The organism is Microbacterium sp. ACRRU, from assembly GCF_022346945.1.
Lineage (GTDB): Bacteria > Actinomycetota > Actinomycetes > Actinomycetales > Microbacteriaceae > Microbacterium > Microbacterium mcarthurae.
In genome coordinates this window covers 70,391-92,570 of the sequence record NZ_JAKRNI010000009.1, presented here as the reverse complement: position 1 = coordinate 92,570, position 22,180 = coordinate 70,391, and the positions used below count along the sequence as shown (strand labels likewise).

Below are 22,180 nucleotides of genomic sequence, written 5' to 3'. Positions count from 1 at the left end.
GACAGCCCCCGCACCGTATCGTCCCATCGTCACGCATAAACGCGATTTCCGCTCATAAACGCGTGGACATCGTGTTTCTGCGCGTGAATCGCGTTTATGCAGGATGCGAAGCGGCTCACGCCCCGTCGCGGAGCCGCGCAGGGCGCTGACCCGCGCGGCGCGGTCGGCCGCGGCAGGGCGCTGACCCGCGGGCCGAGCGGCTCAGCCGCGGCTCGCCGTCACCCGCGCGGCCTCGCGCACGGCCGAGACGTTCTTGCGACCCGCGCGCGAGCCGGCGAGCTTCGCGGCGATGTGCTGCGCGACCGTGACGGGCTCGTACAGCGGCGGGGACTCGGGCGAAGCGAAGTGGGGGAGAACCCCCACGACCGCGTCCGCGTTGCCGTCATGGAAGAACGCCGCCGACCGGCGCCGTTCGATCGTGCCGTCGATCACGGGCGGCTTGACGCGGTGCAGCGTCGACAGCCACTTGTCATTGGTCAGGCGGGCGGCCACGTCTCCGATGTTCACCAGCAGCGCGCCCTCGGCGGGCATGACGTCGTTCCACGAGCCGTCGAGACCCAGCACCTGCAGCCCCGCGACGCGGTCCGCCCACAGGACCGTCACCAGACCGAAGTCGGTGTGCTCGCCCATGCCGGTCAGCTCCGCGCCGAGTTCGATGGAACCCGGCGGCAGTGCGTAGTTGTTCATCCGCAGCACGTCGATCGAATGGTCGGTGAGACCGTGGAAGAAGTCCTCGGGAACACGCAGCGCCGCGGCGAATACGTGCGTCAGAGTCTGTGCCACGCGGCGGGCCTCGTCGAAGTAGGTCTCCACCGCGGTCTGGAAGGCGGGGACCGCCTCGGGCCACGTGTTCTCGGCGTAGTCGGCTGCGGTGGCCGCCGTGCCCGGGTACTCCCGCCACGAGGTGCCGACGTTGAACGCCTCGAAGAAGTCGTTCATGCGCGTCACCGGGTCGATCCCCAGGCTGTAGCTCAGCGATTCGCTCTTGGGAGGCGTGTACCCGCGGTTCTCGGCCGCGGGGCGGACGTATCTCTTCTTGTCCTCCAGCGGCAGTCCGAAGAACGCGTCGAGGCCCTGCTCGAGATCCCTGAGGACGGCATCCGGGATGCCGTGACCGACGATCTGCATGAACCCGACCGTGCGGCACGCGTGGTCGACCGCGGCCGTGACCGCGGCGCGCGCATCCTCCGACCCCCGCCCGACCCAGGGGGAGATGTCGATGGTGGGAACGTGAAACCGATACATGAGGCATCCGACCTTCCGTGATGCCTCGACGCTAGGCGGGGGATGTCACACGGGCGTTTCGCCGGTGTCACAGGTGCACGGTCGTGTGCCTGCGCGGGAAACGACGAAGGCCCCGGAGAAATCCGGGGCCTTCGTCGTTCTGTGCGCGAGGGGGGACTTGAACCCCCACGCCCTATACGGGCACTAGCACCTCAAGCTAGCGCGTCTACCTATTCCGCCACCCGCGCATCGGGTGTTCGTCGCTTTCGCAACGAAGAACGACATTACCATGTCCGCGTCCCGCCCCTAAACCGAGGTCGCACCCCGGGCGCGTCCGCCGAGCGCCGTGGACGGGTCACCGTGTCCGCTCCGGGTACCGTAGTGCGCATGTCCGAGCACGACGCCGACCCGCCCGAGGTCGCCCGCGTAGCCGCCGACCTGATCCGTTTCGACACCACGAACTTCGGTGGCGGCCGGTCGCGCGGCGAGCGCGAGGCGGCCGAGTACGTCGGCGCCTACCTCGAATCACTGGGCCTCCACACCGACTACTACGAGCCGGTCGACCGTCGGACCAACGTGTGCGCGCGGGTCCCGGGGCGCAACCGGGACAAGCCGGCCCTGGTGCTGCACGGTCACCTCGACGTGGTGCCGGCCGTCGCCGAGGACTGGAGCGTCGACCCGTTCGCGGGCGAGATCCGCGACGGCATCCTGTGGGGCCGCGGCGCGGTGGACATGAAGGACATGGATGCCATGATCCTCACCGCCGTCGCCGACGTGCTGCGCGCGGGGGAGCAGCCCGAGCGCGACATCGTGGTGACGTTCTTCGCCGACGAGGAGAACGGCGGCGTCGAAGGCTCGGCGCTCGTCGTCCGGGATCGTCCCGAATGGTTCGCGGGCGCGACCGAGGCGATCAGCGAGGTGGGCGGGTACTCGATCTCCGTCGGCGACCGCCGTGCCTACCTGTTGCAGGTGGGGGAGAAGGCCCTGCTGTGGATCAAGCTCGTCGCGCGCGGTCGTGCCGGGCACGGCAGTGCGCTGCACCCGGACAACGCCGTGACCGCCCTCGCCGAGGCCGTGGCGGCGCTGGGCCGGACGCACTGGCCCATTCGTCTGACCGACACGACGACTCAACTCCTCGCGGGCCTCGCCGACCTGACCGGCGACGACGCCGGAGACCCCGACCTCCTCGCGCAGCGCGCGGGAGCGGCATCCGGGTTCCTGCGCTCGACGCTGCGCACCACGACCAACCCCACCGGGCTCACCGCCGGCTACAAGCACAACGTCATCCCCGACCGGGCGGAGGCGCTCATCGACGTGCGCGTTCTTCCCGGCACCGAAGAGGCGGCTCTCGCCGACATCCGACGCATCGTCGGCCCCGCGATCGAGATCGAGATCGTGCACCAGGACATCGGCCTCGAGGTGCCCTTCTCGGGAGACCTGGTGGATGCCATGGTGGGGGAGCTCGGTCGCCACGACCCGGGCGTGCCGGTGATCCCGTACCTCATGGGCGGCGGTACCGACAACAAGGCACTCTTCTCCCTCGGAATCTCCGGTTACGGGTTCGCGCCGTTGCGACTCCCGTCCGACCTCGACTTCACCGGGATGTTCCACGGTGTGGATGAGCGCGTCCCCGTCGACGCGCTCGAGTTCGGTCGTCGAGTCCTCGCCGACCTCATCCGGACGTACTGAAGGAACCCATGCACATCTTCGAGGTCATCATCCTCGGGCTCGTCCAGGGCCTGACCGAGTTCCTCCCGATCTCCTCCAGCGCCCACCTGCGCATCGTCGGGGAGATCCTGCCGTCGGCCACCGACCCGGGCGCGACCTTCACCGCCATCACCCAGATCGGTACGGAACTGGCGGTTCTGCTGTTCTTCTGGCGCACGATCGTGCGGATCATCACGCGGTGGGCGCAGTCGCTGAGCGGAAAGGTCCCGCGTAACGATCCCGACGCCCGCATGGGATGGCTCATCATCATCGGAACCATTCCGATCGGCGTGCTCGGCTTCCTCTTCCAGAGCGTCATCCGCGACACCTTCCGCAACCTGTGGCTCGTCGCCATCGTCCTGATCGTCTTCGGCATCATCCTCGGCATCGCCGACCGCTATGGACGACGGACCCGCGAACTCACGGATCTCACGTACCCGCACGGATTCGCCTATGGCGCCGCACAGGCTCTGGCGCTCATCCCCGGCGTTTCCCGTTCCGGGGCGACGACCACGATGGGCCTGGCGCTGGGGTACTCGCGGACGGCGGCCGCGGAGTACGCCTTCCTCCTCGCGGTGCCGGCGGTGTTCGCGAGCGGGTTCTACGAGCTCTACCAGAGCTTCGAGGAGCCCGGTGGGCCGTACAGCCTCGGCGAGACGGCGATCGCGACCGTGGTCGCCTTCGCGGTGGGCTACACGGTCATCGCCTACCTGATGCGCTACCTCAAGCGCGGCAGCTTTCTGCCCTTCGTGATCTACCGCGTGGTCCTCGGCGCGGTGCTCATCGTGCTGCTCGCGGTGGGTGTGCTGCAGCCGTACTGAGACACTCAGTCAGACGAAGAAGACGCCGTCCCGAGGGGCGGCGTCTTCTCGTGCGGACGGCTCAGCGGCGGGGCGGCTCGTCGCGCCCCGGCTTGGTGGGTCCGTCGCCGCCTCGGCGCAGGTACCGTTCGAACTCCTGGGCGATGGCATCCCCGGATGCCTCGGGCGAGTCCCACGTGTCGCGGGTCTGCTCGAGCTGATGGATGTACTCGCGCATCTCGTCGTCGTCGGCCGCGGCCGCGTCGATCGACGCCTCCCACGCGAGGGCTTCCGCGGCGAGCTCGCCGCGCGGCACGGGGATGCCGGAGACCGCCTCCAGGCGGTCCAGCAGCGCGAGGGTCGCCTTGGGGGAGGGCGTGTGTCCCGCGACGTAGTGGGGAACGCTCGCCCACAGGCTCGCGGTGGGGATGCCGGCGCGCTCGGCGGCGTCGCCGAGGGCGCTGAGGATGCCGACCGGGCCCTCGTACAGGCTGCGTTCGAGGCCGAGCGACTGCCGCACAGCGTCGTTGTCGCTGCCGGCGAAGACCGAGATCGGTCGGGTGTGCGGGACGTCCGACATCATCGAACCGAGCGCGACGAATCCCGTCACGTCCTCCCGAAGCGCGACGTCGATGAACTCGGCGGCGAAGGCCTGCCACGCGCGCGCCGGTTCGACGCCGACGAGCAGCCAGATCTCGGGGTCGTCCGTGCGATGGGCGGGGCGCAGCAGCGTCGCTTCCGGCCACGTCAGGCTGCGGCGGCCCTCGGCATCCGAGCCGATCTGCGGCCGCGTGTATTGATAGTCGAAGTACAGCTCGGGGTCGACCGAGTGCACGACTTCATAATCGGAGCCCGTGCGCACCATCGACGCGGCGGCCGAGGCCGCCTCCCCGGCGTCGTTCCAGCCGTCGAAAGCGGCGACGATGATCCGGCGACCCAGTGCGTCCACGCAACCTCCTCTGCCCCTGCGGGGCTGGATACCCAGGATAGGCGCATGCGCCCGGGGGAGCGCCTCGGGGCGCCCGACGCGCTCGATACGATGGAACGATGACTTCTTCCGCTCCCGCCGCGGTCCTCTGGGACATGGACGGCACCCTGGTCGACACCGAGCCGTTCTGGATGGCGGCGGAGACCCCCCTCGTGGAGCGGTTCGGCGGCACGTGGACCCACGCGCAGGCGCTCGGGATGGTCGGACTCGCGCTCGAGGACTCGGCACGACTCCTGCAGAACGCCGGCGTCCCGTGGGGCGTCGACGAGATCATCGCGCACCTGACCGACGAGGTGCTGCGTCAGCTGGCCGTCCACGGCGTTCCCTTCCGACCGGGCGCCCGCGAGATGCTCGCCGATCTGCGGCGGGCCGGTGTCCGTACCGCCCTCGTGACGATGTCGATGCGGCGGATGGCCCTGTCGATCGTCGACCTCATCGACTTCCCGGCGTTCGACGTCGTCGTGGCCGGGGACGACGTCGAACGCCCGAAGCCGCATCCCGATCCGTACCTCCAGGCCGCGCAGTCGCTCGGGGTCGACATCGCATCCGCCGTCGCGATCGAGGACTCGCCCAACGGGCTGCGCTCGGCGATCGCCAGCGGGGCCGTGACCCTCGGCGTTCCCCTGATGGTCTCGCTCGACGGTGTGGGCGCGCACGCATTGTGGCCCACGCTGGAGGGCCGCGGAGCCGCAGACCTCGCCGCCCTCCACGCCGAGCACGCCCCCACCCTCACCGACGTTTCGAACCCGCAGGAGAAGCGATGAGCGAGACCCCGCACCTCAGCGGCCCCTTCCGAATCGGCGACCGTGTGCAGCTGACCGGACCCAAGGGGCGCATGCACACCATCACGCTGCGCGAGAACGGCGAGCTGCACACCCACAACGGTGTGCTCAAGCACGAGTTGCTCGTCGGCCAGCCCGACGGCAGCGTCGTCACCAACAGCTCGGGTCACGACTACCTGGCCCTGCGCCCGCTGCTGCGGGACTTCGTCATGTCCATGCCCCGCGGCGCCGCGATCGTCTACCCCAAGGATGCCGCGCAGATCCTCTCGCAGGCCGACATCTTCCCCGGCGCCACGGTCGTGGAAGCCGGCGTCGGCTCGGGCGCGCTGTCGTTGTGGCTGCTGCGCGCGATCGGTCCCGCGGGTCGCCTCGTGTCGTTCGAGCGTCGCGAAGAGTTCGCCGACGTCGCGCGGGCCAACGTCGAGACCTTCCTCGGTGCCCCGCCCGCCACGTGGGAGGTCGTCGTGGGAGACCTCGTCGAGAGTCTCCCGGACGCTGTGTCGCCGGCATCCGTCGACCGTGTCGTCCTCGACATGCTCGCGCCGTGGGAGTGCATCGACGCCGTGGCCGATGCGCTGACGCCCGGCGGGGTCGTGCTCTGCTACGTCGCGACGGCGACGCAGCTCAGCCGCGTGGCCGAGTACATCCGCGGCACCGGGCTGTTCACCGACCCGGATGCCTCCGAGACCATGGTGCGCGGCTGGCACGTCGAAGGACTCGCCGTCCGCCCGGACCACCGCATGGTCGCGCACACCGGATTCCTGCTCACGGCGCGCCGCCTGGCCCCCGGGGCCGTCCCGCCCGAGGTGAAGCGGCGCGCGTCGAAGTCCAGCTACGGCGACGAGGACGTGGAACTGTGGACTCCCGGTGCCGTCGGTGACCGCGAGATCACGGACAAGAACCTTCGCAAGCGCGTGCGCGAAGCGCAGAAGGCCGCCGACGGCGTGCGCCGGCGAGGCGACGCGGGAACCGCGGCAGAGACGCCCGAGACGAACGCCTAAACTGATCCGGTGCGCAGACTTCCCGCCCTCGTTGCCGTGACCGCCCTGGCCGGATTCGGTCTCGTCGGGTGCTCGGCATCCGCCGGCGCCCCCGGCTCCGCGTGCGCGGCGCCCACCGCCGACCCGCGTGCGGCGGAAGCCGTCACCGTCTCCGGTGAGGTGGGCACGCAGCCCGACGTCCAGGTGCGGTCCCCGTTCCTCCCGGACTCCCGCTCCGTGCAGACCGTCGTCGCAGGCGACGGCGAGCGCATCACGCAGGCCGACCAGCTCGTGCTGCTGGATCTGACCGTCTACAACGGTGTCACGGGCGAACGCATCGTCGGCTCGCGCTACGACGGCAACGTCGCCAACGCTCAGCCGCTGTCGGGGTGGGATGCCACGTTCCCCGATTTCTCGTCGACGATGCTCTGCGCGACCGAGGGGTCGCGCGTCGTCGTGGCGATGCCGTACGACAGCGTCGGAGAGCAGGCCGCGCAGGGCCTGGGGATCCCGGAGGGCGGCTCCGCCGTCGTGGTCGCGGACGTCGAGCGCGTGTACCTGCCGGCCGCCGACGGCGCCGACCAGTTCACCGCCGGCTTCGGTCTGCCGACCGTGGTGCGGGCTCCCGGCGGACAGCCCGGCGTAACGATCCCCGACGGCGAGGCGCCGTCCGAGGTGTCGGTACAGACGCTCAAGAAGGGCGACGGCCCCGCACTCACCGCCGATGCGACTGCGCGCCTGCACGTCCTGGGCGTCGCGTGGAACGACCGCGAAACGTTCGCCACGACGTGGGGCAAGACCCCGATCTCGGTGGCACCGTCGGAGCTCCCCGGGGAGCTCGTCTCGGCGCTGGAGGGCCAGACGGTCGGTTCGCAGGTGCTCGTGGTCGTCCCCGCCGATCAGACCTCGGCCGACCAGCAGGCCTTCCGAGCCCCGGCCGATACCGCTCTCGTCTACGTCTTCGACGTCATCGGCGTCGACGACTGAGTCCGCACCGCGCCTAGGATGGGCGGGTGTCCGCCACCTCCTCACGACCCGCTCCCGAGGAGCGTCTGGTCAATCTCGTCGTCGCTCTCATGGCGACCGAGCAGGGGCTGACGAAGGACACCATCCTCTCGACGGTCGCGGGCTACCGGGAGCAGTTCGAGGCAGGGGCCTCGAAGGACGCGCTCGAGAAGATGTTCGAACGCGACAAGGAGAACCTGCGCGGTCTCGGCGTCCCGATCGAGACCATCGGGGACCGCGCGGATCCCGAGGACCTGCGAGAAGCACGGTATCGGGTGCCCACCGCGGAGTACGCCCTTCCCGAGGACATCTCGTTCAGCCCGGCCGAGGTGGCGTTGCTGAACATCGCGGGGAGCGTCTGGGGGAGCGAATCCCTCTCCGCCGATGCGCGCAGCGGACTGCGCAAGATCCGCGCTCTCGGGATCGCGGTCGACGAACCGATCATCGGGTACGCGCCGCGCATCCGCGCCCGGGATGCCGCCTTCCCCGCGCTCCAGCGGGCCATCGAGCAGTGCCGGGTCGTGACGTTCTCGTATCTGCGTCCGGGGGACGCCCGCGCTCGGGAGCGCCGTATCCGTCCGCTCGCGCTCGTGGAGTACGAGGCGCGGTGGCATGTCTTCGGCTTCGACCTGGCGATGGATGCCGATCGCACCTTCCTCCTCTCACGGATCGTGGGCGACGTGACGCTCACGCGCGAACGCTTCGACGAGGCACTGAGGGCCGGCGCGGGCGAACGCGCGATCGAGGGCCTCGAGGCCGTCGCTTCGAAACAGCAGGCCCTTCTGGAGGTGCATCCCGGCACCGAGGCGGCGCTTCGGCTGTCGCGTCGGGCCCGTGAGGCTCCGCAGGGGATCGTCGTTCCCTACGTCGACCGGCACGTCTTCGCCGACGAGCTGGCCTCGTACGGTCCGGAGGTGCGCGTCGTCGCGCCCGACGACCTGCGCGACGAAGTCATCCGCCGGTTGCGGGCGACGCTCGAGCTGCACGGGGGTGTCTCATGAGTGCGGAGCGTGCCTTGCCCGCGCTGGATCGCGCGGCCCTGCTCCTGCAGCTCGTGCCCTACATCATCGGCAAGGGCGAGGTCTCCCTCGCCGAGGCGGCCGCCGACTTCGAGGTCACGCTGGATCAGATGCGCGCCATGGTCGAGCGGCTGACCGTCATCGGGCTTCCCGGCGAGGGCGGCTACTGGCAGCTTCCCAACGAGCTGTTCGACATCGACTGGGACCTTCTCGATCGCGACGAAGTCATCAGCATCACCAACACGGTGGGTCTCGAACGTTCTCCGCGCCTCACCGCGCGAGAAGCCGCCGCGCTGCTGGCCGGCCTTCAGCTCACTCGAACGATCCCCGGAGTAGGAGACAGCGCTCTGGTCTCGGGTCTGCTGGCCAAGCTCGCCCGCGGTGCGTCGTCGACTCCTCCACCGGTGATCGTGGCCCCGGGCCCCGTGGACGGCGTCCGCGACGTGGTGGACCGGGCCCTGCGAGCGCGGAAGGCGGTGTCGTTCACCTACCGGGCACCGGGCGCGGGGCCGACACTGCGCACGGTCGATCCGATCAAGATCCACATCGCGGGAGGGCAGTGGTACCTGCAGGGCTGGTGTCACACCCGTCGGGCTGTCCGTACGTTCCATCTCGAACGGGTCAGCGATGCCGAGGTGACCGACATCGTCGCGGAGCACGGCGCCGACCCGGTCCCGGAGCTGTTCGCTCCCGCCGACGACGAGGTCGTCGCGCGCTTCCGCTTCCCCCGCGCGGTGGCGCCGCTCCTGTCCGACTACCTCGAGCGCGCCACCATCGAGGGAGACGGCGAGACCGCGGTGGCGTCCCTGCGTCTGGCGGACGAGCAGAGTCTCAAGCGACTGGCCGCGCGCCGCGGGGGCGAGGTGGAACTACTCGAGCCGTCCGGTGCCCGCCGGGCTGCTGCGGCCTGGGCCGCGGCGGGTCTTGCGCAGTACACGGGAGGCGCATCGCCCGCCGGGTGAACCTGGCCCCGCTCCTGCCGGAGGGCAGGATCCCCGGGTTACACTGAAATCCAGTCCGAACGAAACGAGGAGAACTCATGCTCGGCAATCTGAACGGATGGCACCTGCTGATCCTTCTCGCTGTGATCCTTCTGCTGTTCGGTGCGGCGAAGCTTCCCGCCCTCGCCAAGAGCGTGGGCCAGTCCGCTCGCGTCTTCAAGAGCGAGATGAAAGAGATGAAGCGCGACGACGAGGTCTCCGATTCCTCGAGCAACCCCTCGCGTCCGACCGATTCGGGCATTGCGTCATCCGCCGTCTCCGAACCGCGCAAGTCCGGCGACACCTCCGTCTAGCACGTGGTGACGGCAGGACCGCCGCGGCTCGAGGTGCCCGAGGGGCCGCGGCGCGACAAGCGCATGTCGATCGGCGCGCACCTCATCGAGCTGCGTAAGCGACTCATGCTGGCCGCGGCGGGCCTCGTCCTCGGCATGGTGGTGGCCTTCATCATCACCGACCCGGTCATCGACTGGATCACCGGCCCCATCCGGTACATCACGGCACAGCGCGGCGACGATTTCTCCGCGCTGAACTTCACAAACGTCACGTCCGCCTTCGATCTGCGCATGCGGATCGCTTTCTCGATCGGCATCTTCCTCTCCGCGCCGATCTGGCTGTGGCAGATCTGGGCGTTCATCATGCCCGGGCTCACGCGAAAAGAAATCCGGTACACGGTGAGCTTCGTCGCCGCCGCGGTCCCGCTGTTCTTCCTCGGTTGCTGGGTGGGAACGCTCGTGGTTCCGCACGTGATCGAGCTCATGTGGACCTTCACCCCCGACGGTGCGGTCAACTTCTACAACGCGACCGAGTACTACGACTTCGTCTTCAAGTTGATGATCGTGATCGGGGTCGCCTTCGTGTTGCCCGTCTTCCTCGTGGCGCTCAACGTCGCGGGGGTCATGTCGGGCAAAGCGATCATCAAGGGCTGGCGCGTGGCGGTGCTCATCGCGACCGTGTTCGCGGCCTTGGCCACCCCGGCCGCTGACGTGGTGAGCATGCTCATGCTCGCCGGCATCCTGATCGTCCTGTTCTTCGCCGCGGCGGGTCTATCCATGCTGTTCGATCGGCGCAAGGCCCGTCGTGCTCTCAAGGCGGGACTGCCAGGATCGACTGTGTGAGTGGACTGAGCGCAGCCGACCGTTTCGCTCGGGCATCGGCCCGCGCGCAACATCCCCGGACCGCCGACTTCGCCGAGTCGCAACGGTTCGAGCTCGACGATTTCCAGATCGCCGGATGCCAGGCGCTCGAGGACGGTCGCAGTGTGCTGGTGGCTGCTCCCACCGGAGCGGGAAAAACGATCGTGGGCGAGTTCGCGATCCACCTGGCGATGCTGGAGCCGGGCGACAAGGCGTTCTACACGACACCCATCAAGGCACTCTCGAACCAGAAGTTTCACGAGTTGCAGGAGGTGTACGGCGACGACGAGGTCGGGCTGCTGACCGGCGACACGAACATCAATGCCTCCGCCCGCATCGTCGTGATGACCACTGAGGTTCTGCGGAACATGCTCTACGCCGACTCGTCGGCGTTGCGCGGGCTCCGGTTCGTCGTGATGGACGAGGTGCACTACCTCGCCGACCGTTTTCGCGGCGCGGTGTGGGAGGAAGTCATCATCCACCTGCCGCGCTCGGTGCGGCTGGTGTCGCTCTCGGCGACCGTCTCCAATGCCGAGGAGTTCGGCGACTGGCTGGACACCGTTCGGGGTGACACCGAGGTGATCGTGTCGGAGACACGCCCCGTGCCGCTCGAGCAGCACGTGCTCGTGCGCGGCGACCTCCTTCCGCTGTTCGACGATCGCGCGGGGGTGGCCACGGCCCAGGTGAACCAGGAGCTGCTGCGCATCCGCGGCGGGCACGCGTCGACGTTCGAGAGCAACCGACGTGCACAGGAGTACCGATCGGCCCGCCATGCCGGTGGGCGTCGACAGCCCCGCGGAGGCCAGCGCCCCGTCCGTGCGGCGCACGCTCCCCGCATCGAGCGCATCGATCGCCCGCAAGTGGTCGACCTGCTCCGCAGGAACCACTTGCTCCCCGCGATCTTCTTCATCTTCAGCCGGGCCGGATGCGATGCCGCCGTACAGCAGCTCCGTCGCTCCGACGTGCGCCTGACCTCACCTGAGGAACGCGCCGAGATCCGGCGGGTCGTCGACGAGCTGACCTTCGCGCTCAAGGACGAGGATCTCGCCGTATTGCGCTTCTGGGAGTGGCGGGAGAATCTCGAGCGCGGAATCGCGGCGCACCATGCCGGTCTGCTCCCCGCCTTCAAGGAGGTCGTCGAAGAGCTGTTCCGACGCAAACTCGTCAAGGTCGTCTTCGCGACCGAGACGCTCGCGCTCGGCATCAACATGCCCGCCCGTACCGTCGTCCTCGAGAAGCTCGAGAAGTTCAACGGCGAAGCGCGCGTCGCCATCACCTCGGGGGAGTACACCCAGCTCACCGGCCGCGCGGGACGACGGGGGATCGACGTCGAGGGCCACGCGGTCGTGCAGTGGACCGAAGGACTCGAGCCGCAATCCGTGGCCGCCCTGGCGTCGCGACGCACCTACCCGTTGAACTCCAGCTTCCGCCCGACCTACAACATGGCCGTGAACCTGATCGACCGGTTCGGTCGTGCGCGCGCCCGCGAGATCCTGGAGTCCTCGTTCGCACAGTTCCAAGCCGATCGCTCGGTCGTAGGCCTGGCCCGCCAGGTGAAGGAGGCGGAGGAGTCGCTCGCGGGCTACGAGAACGCGATGACGTGCGACCGCGGCGACTTCCGCGAATACTCCACGATCCGGCGTGAACTGTCCGATCTCGAGAAGATCAATCGCCGAGACGCGACCGCACCGCGCCGCCTCCGTGACGAACGTCAGCAGCAGATCCAGTCCCTTCGCCGTCGGATGCAACGGCATCCGTGCCATTCCTGTCCCGACCGGGAAGCCCATGCCCGGTGGGCCGAGCGCTACTGGAAGCTCAAGCGGTCCACGGACAAGACCCGCCAGCAGATCGACCAGCGCACCGGCACCGTGGCGCGCGTCTTCGATCGCGTCGTCGATGTGCTCGCGGCACTGGAGTACGTCGAGATCGACGCCGACGGTGCAACAACACTGACCCCGGCAGGACGCACGATGCGCCGCATCTACGGTGAGCGCGACCTCCTGGTGGCCGAATCGCTGCGCCAGGGGCTCTGGAAAGACCTCGACGCACCCGCCCTTGCGGCTCTCGCGTGCTGTCTCGTGTACGAGCCGCGGCGCGACGAGGCGGGGCCAGGGGAGCGGGGTCTCCCGCGCGGCGCATTCCGTGCGGCCCTGGATGCCACTCAGACGCTGTGGCAGGAGCTCGACGACCTGGAGCGCGACCACCGCCTTCCCGGTTCGGAGACGCCCGCTTCCGGGCTGGCTCCGGCGATGCACGGCTGGGCGCGCGGTCTGCCGCTCGACAGTGTGCTGACCCTCGCCGATATGGCCGCGGGTGATTTCGTCCGCTGGGCCAAGCAGACCATCGACCTGCTCGATCAGATCTCGCTCGTGGCCGAGCCGAAGCTCGCCAAGACCGCGCGGACCGCCCTCGACGCGGTTCGTCGCGGCATCGTGGCCTACACCTCCGCGTAGCGAGGGGTGTCCCGCGGCCGGCACACAGTTCCGGACGCCTTCGCCCGCCTAGGCTGGACGTGTGCTTGACGACCCGCCGCGACCGATCGTCCCGCTGGCGATCGCGGCCCCGCTGTCGACGGCCGCCGGTCTCCTCCTGGTCACCGCTTATCCCGCCGTCGCGTGGTGGCCGATGGCCTTCCCCGCGGTGGCCATGGCCCTGATCGCCCTGGCTGGCCGCCGAGTCTGGTCGGCGGCGCTCGTCGGGTTCCTCTTCGGGGCGGCGTTCTTCTCGGTGAACCTGCTGTTCACCGCGCGCTACCTGGGGCCGATTCCGTGGATCGCGCTCTCCGCGCTCGAAGCGCTCCTCACGGCGGTGTTCGCGGTACCGATCGCGCTGGCATATCGATGGATGCCGCGGATCGTTCCGGGACGCCTCGGCCGTCTCGTGCTGCTGCCCGCGCTGGTGGCGGGTCTGTGGACGCTGCGCGAGCAGATCGTGGGATCGTGGCCCTACGGGGGTTTTCCGTGGGGGCGCATCGGCGTCTCGCAGGTCACCGGGCCGTTCGCCGAGGTCGCGTCCTGGGTGGGGATGTCCGGCCTCAGTTTCCTCGTGGTGCTGTTCTGCGCCATGGCGATCGAGTACGTGCGCCGGACGCGCGCCCGCCGAGTGCTGCCGGCGGTTCCCGCGGCGGCGCTGCTGGCGGCGCTGCTCGTGCTGCCGCAGTTCCCGACCGGTGAAGCCGGGACGATCCGCGTCGGCGCGGTTCAGGGAAACGGGCCCGCCGGCTACTTCGACCCCCGCGGCCCCAATGCGGTGCTCAACGCGCAGCTCGCGGCATCCGCACCGCTCTTCGGGGAAGAGATGGATGTGCTGCTCTGGCCCGAGGGTGGCGTGGATTCGGACCCGACCGCGTACCCTGCCACGGCAGCGACCTTGAACCAGCTCTCCCGCCGGGTCGACGCCCCGCTCCTCGTCGCGGCGGTGACGGAGCGCGGATCACAGCTGTACAACTCGGCATTGCTGTGGACGGCCGAGGGTGGACCGCAGCAGACGTACGACAAACGGCATCCGGTGCCGTTCGGCGAATACGTCCCCGATCGCGCGTTCTGGGAGCCGTTGGCTCCCGACCTGATCGGGCTCATCGGGCGCGAGTACACCCCGGGCACCGCCAGCCCGGTGTTCGACCTCGAGGGCGTGGGCATCGGTGTGGCCATCTGCTTCGACGTCATCTACGACGACGTCGTGTGGGACGGCGCGGCGCAGGGTGCGGAGGTGTTCATGTTCCAGACGAACAACGCCGATTTCCGCGGAACCGACGAGAACCTGCAGCAGCTGGCCTTCGCGCGCATGCGCGCCATCGAGACCGGCCGGGCCGTGGTCAACCTCTCGACGGTGGGAACGAGCCAGGTGATCGCTCCCGACGGTGCGACGCTGGACGAGCTGCCGGTGGACGTCGCGGGGCACATGCTCACCGATGTCCCGCTGCGGACGGGACTCACCCCCGCCGTCGTGATCGGCCCAGCCGTGAAGATCATCCTCGGGTGGGGGAGTATCGCCGGCCTCGCGGCGGCGGGAGTGCTGCTCGGGCTGCGCAGGCGCACGAAGAAGACGCCGGCTCCCGAGGGAACCGGCGTCTGATTCGTGATCCGCGTCAGGCGCTGATCTTCTGGTCGCCGCCGCCACGGCGTGCGCGCAGGAAGGCCAGGCGCTCCTCCAGGAGCTCCTCGAGCTCGGGGATCGTGCGACGCTCTAGAAGCATGTCCCAGTGCGTGCGGGGTGCCTTGTCGTCGCTGTGGTCGACGGTGGCGGTGCCCTCGCCGATGCGCAGCAGCGCCTCGGCGCCACACGTACGGCACTCCCATGCCGGGGGAACCTCGGCGTCGGCGGCGAAGGTCAGCACCGTCTCGCGGCCGCAGGTACTGCAGGCGTAGGTGTGCTGGGCCCGGTCGTGGAACACGACCCCGTCTTCGCTCTGAAGGCTCTGTGCGCCGAGTCGGATGCCTCGAAGACTGCGATCTGCCATTGTGTGGTCCTCTCGTCGGTCCCCATGTATAACGGCCGCACCTGTGCGCTTTATTCGAACCGGCGGCCCCGTGGCGGGATTCACAGACGATGCTCAGGACATCTTGCGTTCAACGTCCGTTCACGACGGCGAGCGCGAGGTCGGCGCGGTCGGTGACCAGCCCGTCGACGCCCCGACCGAGTAGTCGCGTCATCTGGGCCGGGTCGTTCACGGTCCAGACGTGCACCTCGACACCCGCGGCGTGTGCGGCGCGGAGGAGTCCCTGCGACAGCACCGGCAGTGGTCCCTGCCGCTCCGGGATCTGCAGGGCGTCGAGCCCGCTGAGGAGCCGCCGTAGGCGCGTGCGGAGCCCCAGTCGCTGGGCCGCGACGATCTGCGCGACGGTCGACGATCCGGGCGAGGTGGCGGGGCGGAGCGCGGCGCCCGCGGCGTGGGCGGCCTTCAGAGCCGCCACGCGTCTGTCGTCGGAGAAGCTCGTCACCAGAACGCGCGCCGCGTGCGGGGCGACGAGGCGCCCGACTGCTTCGGCCGCCCTCTCGGCCTTCACGTCGAGGTTGAAGCGCAGCTCGGGGAACGCGTCGAGCGCCTGCGCGAGCGTCACCAGACCGCCGCGCTCGGCCATGAGCTCTTCCAGTTCGGGCAGGCGGACGTCGGCGATGGCGCGAGGGTCGCCCGTCACGCGCGACAGATCGTCGTCGTGGAAGAGCACCACCGTCCCGTCGGCGGTCAGGTGGCAGTCGGATTCGACGTAGTCGACGTCGGCGGCATGGGCGGCGGCCACCGCCGCGAACGAGTTCTCGACCACCCCGAGCGCTGCGGCATCCGTCGTCACGAGGCCCCGGTGCGCGAGGACGCGCGGTCCCTCGGGTGCGAGGTACGGGTGGCGGGTGGGGATCGGCGCGTGCATCAGGGGCCTCCGCGGGCGAACGTAGCACGCACGCCGGTCGAGCGGGTGGCGGCGACGTTCCACCGCTCCGGGCATCCCTGGTGCGGCTCGGTAGGCTGGGGAGGTCGCCCCGGCCCCCGTCGCCGCGCGGCATCCGATCTCGAACCATCAGGAGTTCCCGTGTCTCAGACCCTCCCGTCCGGCTCCCTGAGCGGCAAGACTGCGCTCGTCACCGGCTCATCGCGCGGTATCGGCGCCGACACGGTTCGATACTTCGCGGAGGCCGGCGCGAACGTCGTCATCAACTTCCGCAACAAGGCCCCCCGCGCCGAGAAGCTCGCCGCTGAGCTGCGCGAGCTGGGCGTCGAGGCGCTCGTGGTCGGCGCCGACCTCACCGACCCCGCGTCGGTGCAGGCGATGTTCGACGAGGTCGAGCGCACGTTCGGCGGTCTCGACGTGCTCGTGCTCAACGCCTCGGGCGGTATGGAGTCGGGTATGGCCGAGGATTACGCCCTGAAGCTCAACCGCGACGCGCAGGTCAACGTGCTCGAGACCGCGCTGCCCCTGCTGCGGGAGGGCTCGCGGGTCGTGTTCGTCACGAGCCACCAGGCGCACTTCATCCGCACGACGCCGACGATGCCGGAGTACGAGCCCGTCGCGCTCTCCAAGCGCGCCGGCGAGGACGCTCTGCGTGAGCGCATCCCGGCCCTCGAGGAGCGCGGGATCGGGTTCACCGTCGTCTCCGGCGACATGATCGAGGGCACGATCACCGCGACGCTGCTCGAGCGGGCCAACCCCGGGGCGATCGCGGCCCGCCGCGAGGACGCCGGCAAGCTCTACAACGTCGCCGAGTTCGCTGCCGAGGTCGCCCGCGCCGCCCTCGACCCGGTGCCCGCCGACCACACGCGCCTCGTGGGAGACACGGACTCGTTCGGGGGCGAGTGAGCGTGCGCGCCCACGACATCGAGTCTCTCGTGTCGGTCGGGCGCCCCGCGCTCTCGTCCGACGGCGGGTTCGCCGTGTACGCCACCTCGCGTCCGGACATCGCCGCCGACCGGGCCGTCGGTCAGCTGTGGCGCGTGGACCTGCCCGACGGCGCGCCGCGGCGGATCACCCGCGGCGTCGCCGACCACACCCCGCGGTTGTCGCCCGACGACGAGACCGTCGCTTTCATCCGCGCCGACGGGCGCGGCCGGGCGCAGCTCTTCGTCGTATCCGCCGCGGGCGGTGAGCCGGTGCAGGTCACCGACCAACCCGGGGGCGTGACCGATCTCGCGTGGTCGCCGGACGGGACGCGTCTGGCCTTCACCGCCCGTGTCGTCGAGCCCGGCCGCTACGGCACGGTCGAGGGGAGGGATGCCGCGGCCGAGCCGCCGCGCCGGATCACCGGCATCCGGTGGCACGCGAACGGGCAGGGGTACCTCGACCGCCCCACCCATCTGTTCGTCGTGGACGCCCCCGCGGTCGACGCGGAACCGTTCTACGAGCCCGCCCCGGATGCGGCGGCACCCGAACGACAGGTCGTCGCCGCGGTGCCGCAGCAGATCACCGAGGGCGTGGCGAGCTGGGCGGGCGTGGTGTGGACGGAGGACGGCCGCGTGCTTCTCAGCGTGCCGGACGAGATCGAGGATCGCGCGCGAGATCTGCGCTCGCGCGTGGTCGCCGTGTCGGTCGACGCGCCGGGGCAGCGGGAGGTCCTGGCCCGCACCGCGAACCTCGCGGTCGACGAGGTCGCCGTCGCGACGGACGGAGCGGTCTTCCTCCGGGGATACGACGTCGGCTCCTCCGGCGTCGATTTCGTCGCGCCGGGCACGGCGCTGTGGCTCGTCACGGAGCGGGGGCCGGTCGCTCTCACCGACCCTGAGACGACGGACCTCGGCGAGGTCGGCTCGCACCTCTCCGTCTGCGGCGACGACGTCCTCGTGCAGGATCGCGCGCGCGGACGTGTCCGTCTCGTGCGCGTGACCCGCGGGGGAGCGGCGACGGAAGTCCTGGGCGGAGACGTCGAGGTGACCGGTCATGCCGTCGCCGGGAACCGCGTGGTGGCATCCATCGCCTCGCCGACATCTTTCGGCGAACTGGTGATGGTCGACGGCGATGCCCAGCCGCGGCGACTGACCGCCCACGGGGCGCGTGCGCGCGACCGGGGCATCGTCGTTCCCGAAGAGCGCGACGTCGCCGGCCGCGACGGATATCCCGTGCACGGCTGGGTCGCTGTGCCGGAGGGGGAGGGGCCGTTCCCCGTCATCCTGCAGATCCACGGCGGACCGTACGCGTCGTACGGGGTGCACCTGTTCGATGAGACCCAGGTGCTCGTCGATGCGGGGTACGCCGTCGTGTACAGCAATCCGCGGGGGAGTGCGGGCTACGGCCGCGCCCACGGTCGGGTCATCCGTCACGCCATGGGAACGCTCGACTTCTTCGACGTCATCGATTTCTTCGACGGCGTGGTGGCGTCGGATGCGCGACTGGATGCCGACCGAGTCGGTGTCATGGGAGGTTCGTACGGCGGCTACATGACGGCGTGGATCATCGCGCACGATCATCGATTCGCGGCGGCGATCGTCGAGCGCGGGTTCCTCGACCCGGTCGCCTTTCCGGGCTCGAGCGACATCGGCTCGTTCTTCGGGCAGGAGTACGTCGGCACGGATCCCGAGCGGATTGCCGCGCAGAGCCCGATGGCCGTCGTCGACCGGGTGCGAACGCCGACGCTCGTGCTGCACTCGGAGCTCGATCTCCGCTGTCCGCTCGAACAGGCGACGCGTTACTACGCGGCGTTGAAGGAGAACGGCGTCGCGACGGAGATGCTGGTCTTTCCCGGCGAGGACCACGAGCTCACCCGTGCCGGACGCCCCCGTCATCGCGTTCAGCGGTTCGACGCGGTGGTGGAGTGGTGGGGGCGTCACCTTCCGGTCACATGAACGACAGAGGGGCCCGGATGCCGTGGCATCCAGGGCCCCTGTGAAGTTCGCGCCGCTAGGCGGTCTTTGCGAACTGGATCGCTCGCACGATTTGGAACACTCCCAGGACGACGAGCGAAGCACCCAGCAGGATGAAGAGCGTCACGGCCCCGAGAAGGGGAGAGAACAGCAGCACGATGCCCGCGACGATGCTGATGATCGCGAAGAAGATCGTCCAGCCGCGCCCCGAACCGTGGCTGAGCGTCGTGAGCGAGACCACGCCCTCGATGATCCACAGGATGCCGACGAGGGTGCCCACGAAGACGCCGAACCAGGCCGTCGCCGCGGGCAGGTTGGCGAACGAGAAGATGCCGGCCACGATGAAGAGCAGCCCCAGCACGATGTAGCCGATGCGGGCCCAGCCGGATCGGAAGAAGATCCCGATCCCGATGTTGACCAGGCCGGCGACGATGACGTAGACGGCGATGATGCCGACGGCGACCTGGGCGGTGCGTCCGGGCCACAGCAGGATCAACAGACCCACGATGAGAGAAACGACGCCGCTGACGGCCAGGGCCGTGCGCACAGCGCGGACCGCGGGCGAGCTGGACGGGGTGGTGGTGGTCATGGCGAGCCTTCCTGTGTGAACGCTGGGAGCTTCGACGCCCACCTTAGACCTTCTGATGAAGGTTGTGGGGGAGCGGCATCAGCCCAGCAGCAGGGCGATTCCGAACAGCGCCGGAAGGCAGCCCAGCGTCGACAGGAACACCACATCGCGCGCCAGGATCTCGCCGACGCCGTACCTCTGCGCGAAGTTGAACACGTTCTGCGCGGTGGGGAGCGCTGCCAAGACCACGACGACGAACACCTGATCGGGTGGCAACGCGAACGCCACGGCGATACCCCACGCGACGGCGGGCATGACGACGAGCTTCAACGTCGCCGCCAGGACGACGTCGATCCGGCGTCCCGGCTCGGTCAGCACGCGCTGTCCGTACAGCGACATCCCGTACGTCATCAGCAGGATCGGAACGCACGCCGCGGCGAAGAACGCGAGCGGGTCCATCACGATGGGCGGCAGATCGACGTCGAGCACCGCCACGAGCACACCGAGCGCAGATCCGATGAGCATCGGGTTCTTCGCCGTCTGCGTGAGGATGCGTCGCGGGGAGCGCGAGCCCGAGGTCGCGGCATCCAGGATCGCCAGAGCGATGGGCATGAGCACGAGCAACTGGAAGAGGATCACCGGTGCCGAGTACGCCGCGTTGCCGAGCATGTAGAGCGAGATCGGGATGCCGATGTTGTTGCTGTTGACCTGGCCCGCCGACAGCGCGCCGATGACCGTTTCGGCCGTGCGACGGCGCAGCACAAGCCACGAGATCAGCGCGTACCCCACGATGATCACGGCCGCGGTGAGCATCGACACCGGCAGCAGCGCGGAGAACAGCGTCTTCACGTCGGCCCGGGCGAGCACCACGAAGAGCAGGAACGGCGACAGGACGAAGAAGGTCAGTCGACTGAGCACCGGACGCGCGTGCGGGCCGAGCAGGTCGATGCGCGCGATGACGTAGCCGACGATGACGGCGAGGCCGATGACGGCGAACCCGGTGAGGATGCCGCTCATCGGAGCACCTCGGGGCAGGCCCGCGAGTCGCGGGAGCGACGTCGCGATTCCATCGAGGCGAGCCTAGCCCGGGATGCGGCCCAGGCATCCCGCCCTCATGCGCGCGAGTCGCGCTGCCGGAGCCAGTCCGCGTAGGAGAGCGTGCCGCGACGCGCGTCCGTGTTCCCACGGAGGCGGCCGGATGCCATCGCCGCGCCCATGGCTCCGGGGAGGCGAACCTCCCATGTCGGCAGCGACCTGCCGTCGTGGGCGAGGAGCGCGCGGACCATGTCGATGAGCCGTTCGTCTCGTGGTCCGACGAGGTCGTCGACCCGCCCTCGCGGAGCGCCCTCGGCCAGGTCGACGAGGTGCTCGGCGACCTCGCGGGCGGCCACGGGTCGGAGGAGAGCCCTCGGCACGATCGCCAGGGGCCCCAGCCGTCCCTGCGAGACGGTCTGCTCCGCGAACTCGTGGAACTGCGACGCGCGCAGCAGCGTGAACGGCAGATCGCCCGAGGTCACCTGGCGTTCGTGCGCGAGCTTCGCTCCGTAGTAGCCGGAGTCCACGCCATCGATGCCGACGATGGACAGCGCCACGAGGTGCCGTACGCCGGCAGCCGTTCCATCGCGCTGGATCCGCCGCGATGTGGTCTCGAAGAACGAGGTCGCGCGGCCGCGCGACAGCGTAGAAATGCTGACGACGTCGATCACGCCGTCGACGCCCGTGAGCGCTTCGACGAGATCATCCCGCGTGAGGTCATGCCCGGCGGCGCGTGAGATCGACACGACGTCGTGGCCGCGCGCCGCTGCAACGGCATGAACGTGCCGGCCGATCGTTCCGGTCGCGCCGGCGATCGCGATCCTCATCGTGTCCTCTGATCCACGCGCTCATCCTGGCATCGCGGAGCTCGTGGTGCTCGGTGGATCCTTCGACGCCGAGGGTTGCGATCGGCGGTCGACCGGGCGGCATCCGCTCCGGCGATCGAGTCTCGGCGCGGTTGAACGTAAGCCGATAATGTACATTATGTCAGTTTGGAAGCGAGCGACCGTGCTCTGCGCTCTCGTGCGCTCCGCGCGGTGAGCAATCCCCACCCCCATGTCGCAGTGCGGTGGCGGCCGATGTGATAGCAACAGGTGGTGTGAGACACGCGCTGCAGATCCGGGCCGCCGCCGTCGACGACGCGCACGGCATCGCCGTCGTGCACGTCACGTCATGGCAGACCGCATACCGGGGTCTCATGCCCGACGACGTGCTCGATGGGTTGTCGATCGAGCAGCGCGAAGAAGGATGGCGCCGGATCCTGGACGACTCGCACGCGACGGGCCGCACGATCGTGGCCGACCGCGACGGCGCGATCGTCGGATGGGCTTCTTTCGGACCCGGCCGGGACGCGGAGGCCTCCGGGCAGGGTGAGCTCTGGGGGCTCTACGCACGCCCTGACGAGTTTTCGACCGGCGTCGGGCATGCGTTGATCTCGGCCGCCGAGACCGCCCTCCGGCAGGGCGGGTTCACATCTGCCTACCTGTGGGTCCTCGACGGCAACGACCGCGCCGCGACGTTCTACGAACGTCTCGGATGGATCGAGGACGGCGCCGTCAAGCTCGACGAGCGCCAGGGCATGACCCTCCTCGAGCGACGCCGCACAAAACTGCTCGTCTGACCCCCCTGCGGCCGCGGACTCACGTCACATCGC

The 22,180-nt window shown here is 69.6% G+C and carries 21 protein-coding genes and 1 tRNA gene; 14 read left to right on the top strand and 8 right to left on the bottom strand.

The genetic code is table 11. The annotated features are described in order from the left end of the window. Window positions 1–201 precede the first annotated feature (201 nt). Both MHY30_RS07030 and MHY30_RS07025 read right to left on the bottom strand, forming a co-directional pair. Window positions 202–1,245 carry an isopenicillin N synthase family oxygenase gene (locus MHY30_RS07030; RefSeq protein WP_239276160.1) on the bottom strand — a complete coding sequence of 348 codons (1,044 nt, stop codon included), beginning with the start codon at window positions 1,243–1,245 and terminating at the stop codon, window positions 202–204. A gap of 142 nt (window positions 1,246–1,387) precedes the next feature. Further along, window positions 1,388–1,472, bottom strand: a tRNA-Leu gene (locus tag MHY30_RS07025). A gap of 139 nt (window positions 1,473–1,611) precedes the next feature. On the opposite strand from MHY30_RS07025, the gene MHY30_RS07020 reads away from it, so the two are divergent. Both MHY30_RS07020 and MHY30_RS07015 read left to right on the top strand, forming a co-directional pair. After that, a complete protein-coding gene (locus tag MHY30_RS07020; RefSeq protein ID WP_239276159.1) occupies window positions 1,612–2,913 on the top strand; it encodes a M20/M25/M40 family metallo-hydrolase in 1,302 nt (433 codons plus the stop codon). Window positions 2,914–2,921: 8 nt separating this feature from the next. After that, window positions 2,922–3,752, top strand: a complete 831-nt coding sequence (locus MHY30_RS07015; RefSeq protein WP_239276158.1) for an undecaprenyl-diphosphate phosphatase — start codon at window positions 2,922–2,924, stop codon at window positions 3,750–3,752. 61 nt (window positions 3,753–3,813) lie between these two features. Here the strand turns inward: MHY30_RS07015 and MHY30_RS07010 are convergent, their stop codons facing one another. Next, window positions 3,814–4,680: a PAC2 family protein gene (locus MHY30_RS07010; RefSeq protein WP_239276157.1), complete on the bottom strand. Its 867-nt coding sequence runs from the start codon at window positions 4,678–4,680 to the stop codon at window positions 3,814–3,816. A gap of 98 nt (window positions 4,681–4,778) precedes the next feature. Here MHY30_RS07010 and MHY30_RS07005 point away from each other — a divergent pair, with 98 nt between their 5' ends. The 9 genes from MHY30_RS07005 (at window position 4,779) to lnt (ending at window position 14,713) form a co-directional block, all read left to right on the top strand. Further along, entirely contained in the window at window positions 4,779–5,483 is a 705-nt protein-coding gene (locus MHY30_RS07005) for an HAD family phosphatase (protein WP_239276156.1), read from the top strand. After that, window positions 5,480–6,502, top strand: a complete 1,023-nt coding sequence (locus tag MHY30_RS07000; protein ID WP_239276155.1) for a tRNA (adenine-N1)-methyltransferase — start codon at window positions 5,480–5,482, stop codon at window positions 6,500–6,502. Before MHY30_RS07005 ends, MHY30_RS07000 begins: the two co-directional genes overlap by 4 nt. Before the next feature lie 9 nt (window positions 6,503–6,511). Further along, on the top strand, window positions 6,512–7,468 hold the full coding sequence (locus tag MHY30_RS06995; protein ID WP_239276154.1) for an FKBP-type peptidyl-prolyl cis-trans isomerase: 957 nt from the start codon (window positions 6,512–6,514) through the stop codon (window positions 7,466–7,468). 26 nt (window positions 7,469–7,494) lie between these two features. Next, a complete protein-coding gene (locus MHY30_RS06990) occupies window positions 7,495–8,487 on the top strand; it encodes a YafY family protein (protein ID WP_239276153.1) in 993 nt (330 codons plus the stop codon). Then, entirely contained in the window at window positions 8,484–9,467 is a 984-nt protein-coding gene (locus tag MHY30_RS06985; protein WP_239276152.1) for a YafY family protein, read from the top strand. Before MHY30_RS06990 ends, MHY30_RS06985 begins: the two co-directional genes overlap by 4 nt. 77 nt (window positions 9,468–9,544) lie before the next feature. Continuing rightward, window positions 9,545–9,799 (top strand): Sec-independent protein translocase subunit TatA, encoded by a 255-nt coding sequence (gene tatA, locus MHY30_RS06980; RefSeq protein WP_239276151.1) that lies wholly within the window; start codon window positions 9,545–9,547, stop codon window positions 9,797–9,799. A gap of 63 nt (window positions 9,800–9,862) precedes the next feature. Continuing rightward, window positions 9,863–10,621, top strand: a complete 759-nt coding sequence (tatC, locus tag MHY30_RS06975; protein ID WP_239276164.1) for a twin-arginine translocase subunit TatC — start codon at window positions 9,863–9,865, stop codon at window positions 10,619–10,621. After that, complete coding sequence (locus MHY30_RS06970) at window positions 10,618–13,092, top strand: RNA helicase (protein ID WP_239276150.1); 2,475 nt, start codon at window positions 10,618–10,620, stop codon at window positions 13,090–13,092. Before tatC ends, MHY30_RS06970 begins: the two co-directional genes overlap by 4 nt. A gap of 61 nt (window positions 13,093–13,153) precedes the next feature. Then, window positions 13,154–14,713, top strand: coding sequence for an apolipoprotein N-acyltransferase (lnt, locus tag MHY30_RS06965; RefSeq protein ID WP_239276149.1), 1,560 nt, complete (start codon window positions 13,154–13,156; stop codon window positions 14,711–14,713). Between the two features lie 13 nt (window positions 14,714–14,726). Here the strand turns inward: lnt and MHY30_RS06960 are convergent, their stop codons facing one another. After that, on the bottom strand, window positions 14,727–15,098 hold the full coding sequence (locus MHY30_RS06960) for an RNA polymerase-binding protein RbpA (protein WP_239276148.1): 372 nt from the start codon (window positions 15,096–15,098) through the stop codon (window positions 14,727–14,729). 109 nt (window positions 15,099–15,207) lie between these two features. Beyond that, a complete protein-coding gene (locus MHY30_RS06955) occupies window positions 15,208–16,005 on the bottom strand; it encodes a glycerophosphodiester phosphodiesterase family protein (protein WP_239276147.1) in 798 nt (265 codons plus the stop codon). 159 nt (window positions 16,006–16,164) lie between these two features. On the opposite strand from MHY30_RS06955, the gene MHY30_RS06950 reads away from it, so the two are divergent. Beyond that, window positions 16,165–16,929: an SDR family oxidoreductase gene (locus MHY30_RS06950; protein ID WP_239276146.1), complete on the top strand. Its 765-nt coding sequence runs from the start codon at window positions 16,165–16,167 to the stop codon at window positions 16,927–16,929. A 2-nt stretch (window positions 16,930–16,931) separates the two neighbouring features. After that, window positions 16,932–18,905 (top strand): S9 family peptidase, encoded by a 1,974-nt coding sequence (locus MHY30_RS06945; protein WP_239276163.1) that lies wholly within the window; start codon window positions 16,932–16,934, stop codon window positions 18,903–18,905. Between the two features lie 55 nt (window positions 18,906–18,960). Here MHY30_RS06945 and MHY30_RS06940 read toward each other — a convergent pair whose 3' ends face one another. The 3 genes from MHY30_RS06940 to MHY30_RS06930 all read right to left on the bottom strand — a co-directional run bounded on the left by MHY30_RS06940 (window position 18,961) and on the right by MHY30_RS06930 (window position 21,353). Then, window positions 18,961–19,512, bottom strand: a complete 552-nt coding sequence (locus tag MHY30_RS06940) for an HdeD family acid-resistance protein (protein WP_239276145.1) — start codon at window positions 19,510–19,512, stop codon at window positions 18,961–18,963. A 78-nt stretch (window positions 19,513–19,590) separates the two neighbouring features. Then, window positions 19,591–20,508: an AEC family transporter gene (locus tag MHY30_RS06935; protein WP_239276144.1), complete on the bottom strand. Its 918-nt coding sequence runs from the start codon at window positions 20,506–20,508 to the stop codon at window positions 19,591–19,593. 95 nt (window positions 20,509–20,603) lie between these two features. Beyond that, window positions 20,604–21,353: an SDR family oxidoreductase gene (locus MHY30_RS06930; protein WP_239276143.1), complete on the bottom strand. Its 750-nt coding sequence runs from the start codon at window positions 21,351–21,353 to the stop codon at window positions 20,604–20,606. A gap of 272 nt (window positions 21,354–21,625) precedes the next feature. Between MHY30_RS06930 and MHY30_RS06925 the strand changes: the two genes are divergently transcribed. Continuing rightward, window positions 21,626–22,147 (top strand): GNAT family N-acetyltransferase, encoded by a 522-nt coding sequence (locus MHY30_RS06925; RefSeq protein WP_239276142.1) that lies wholly within the window; start codon window positions 21,626–21,628, stop codon window positions 22,145–22,147. The last annotated feature ends 33 nt before the right edge of the window (window positions 22,148–22,180 follow it).

Coding starts and splice junctions, on each gene's coding strand:
- MHY30_RS06960 (WP_239276148.1), bottom strand. CDS start 15,098: ATGGCAGATCGCAGTCTTCGAGGCATCCGACTCGGCGCACAGAGCCTT.
- tatA (WP_239276151.1), top strand. CDS start 9,545: ATGCTCGGCAATCTGAACGGATGGCACCTGCTGATCCTTCTCGCTGTG.
- MHY30_RS06935 (WP_239276144.1), bottom strand. CDS start 20,508: ATGAGCGGCATCCTCACCGGGTTCGCCGTCATCGGCCTCGCCGTCATC.
- tatC (WP_239276164.1), top strand. CDS start 9,863: ATGTCGATCGGCGCGCACCTCATCGAGCTGCGTAAGCGACTCATGCTG.
- MHY30_RS07000 (WP_239276155.1), top strand. CDS start 5,480: ATGAGCGAGACCCCGCACCTCAGCGGCCCCTTCCGAATCGGCGACCGT.
- MHY30_RS06940 (WP_239276145.1), bottom strand. CDS start 19,512: ATGACCACCACCACCCCGTCCAGCTCGCCCGCGGTCCGCGCTGTGCGC.
- MHY30_RS07020 (WP_239276159.1), top strand. CDS start 1,612: ATGTCCGAGCACGACGCCGACCCGCCCGAGGTCGCCCGCGTAGCCGCC.
- MHY30_RS07015 (WP_239276158.1), top strand. CDS start 2,922: ATGCACATCTTCGAGGTCATCATCCTCGGGCTCGTCCAGGGCCTGACC.
- MHY30_RS06985 (WP_239276152.1), top strand. CDS start 8,484: ATGAGTGCGGAGCGTGCCTTGCCCGCGCTGGATCGCGCGGCCCTGCTC.
- MHY30_RS07030 (WP_239276160.1), bottom strand. CDS start 1,245: ATGTATCGGTTTCACGTTCCCACCATCGACATCTCCCCCTGGGTCGGG.
- MHY30_RS07005 (WP_239276156.1), top strand. CDS start 4,779: ATGACTTCTTCCGCTCCCGCCGCGGTCCTCTGGGACATGGACGGCACC.
- MHY30_RS06955 (WP_239276147.1), bottom strand. CDS start 16,005: ATGCACGCGCCGATCCCCACCCGCCACCCGTACCTCGCACCCGAGGGA.
- MHY30_RS06930 (WP_239276143.1), bottom strand. CDS start 21,353: ATGAGGATCGCGATCGCCGGCGCGACCGGAACGATCGGCCGGCACGTT.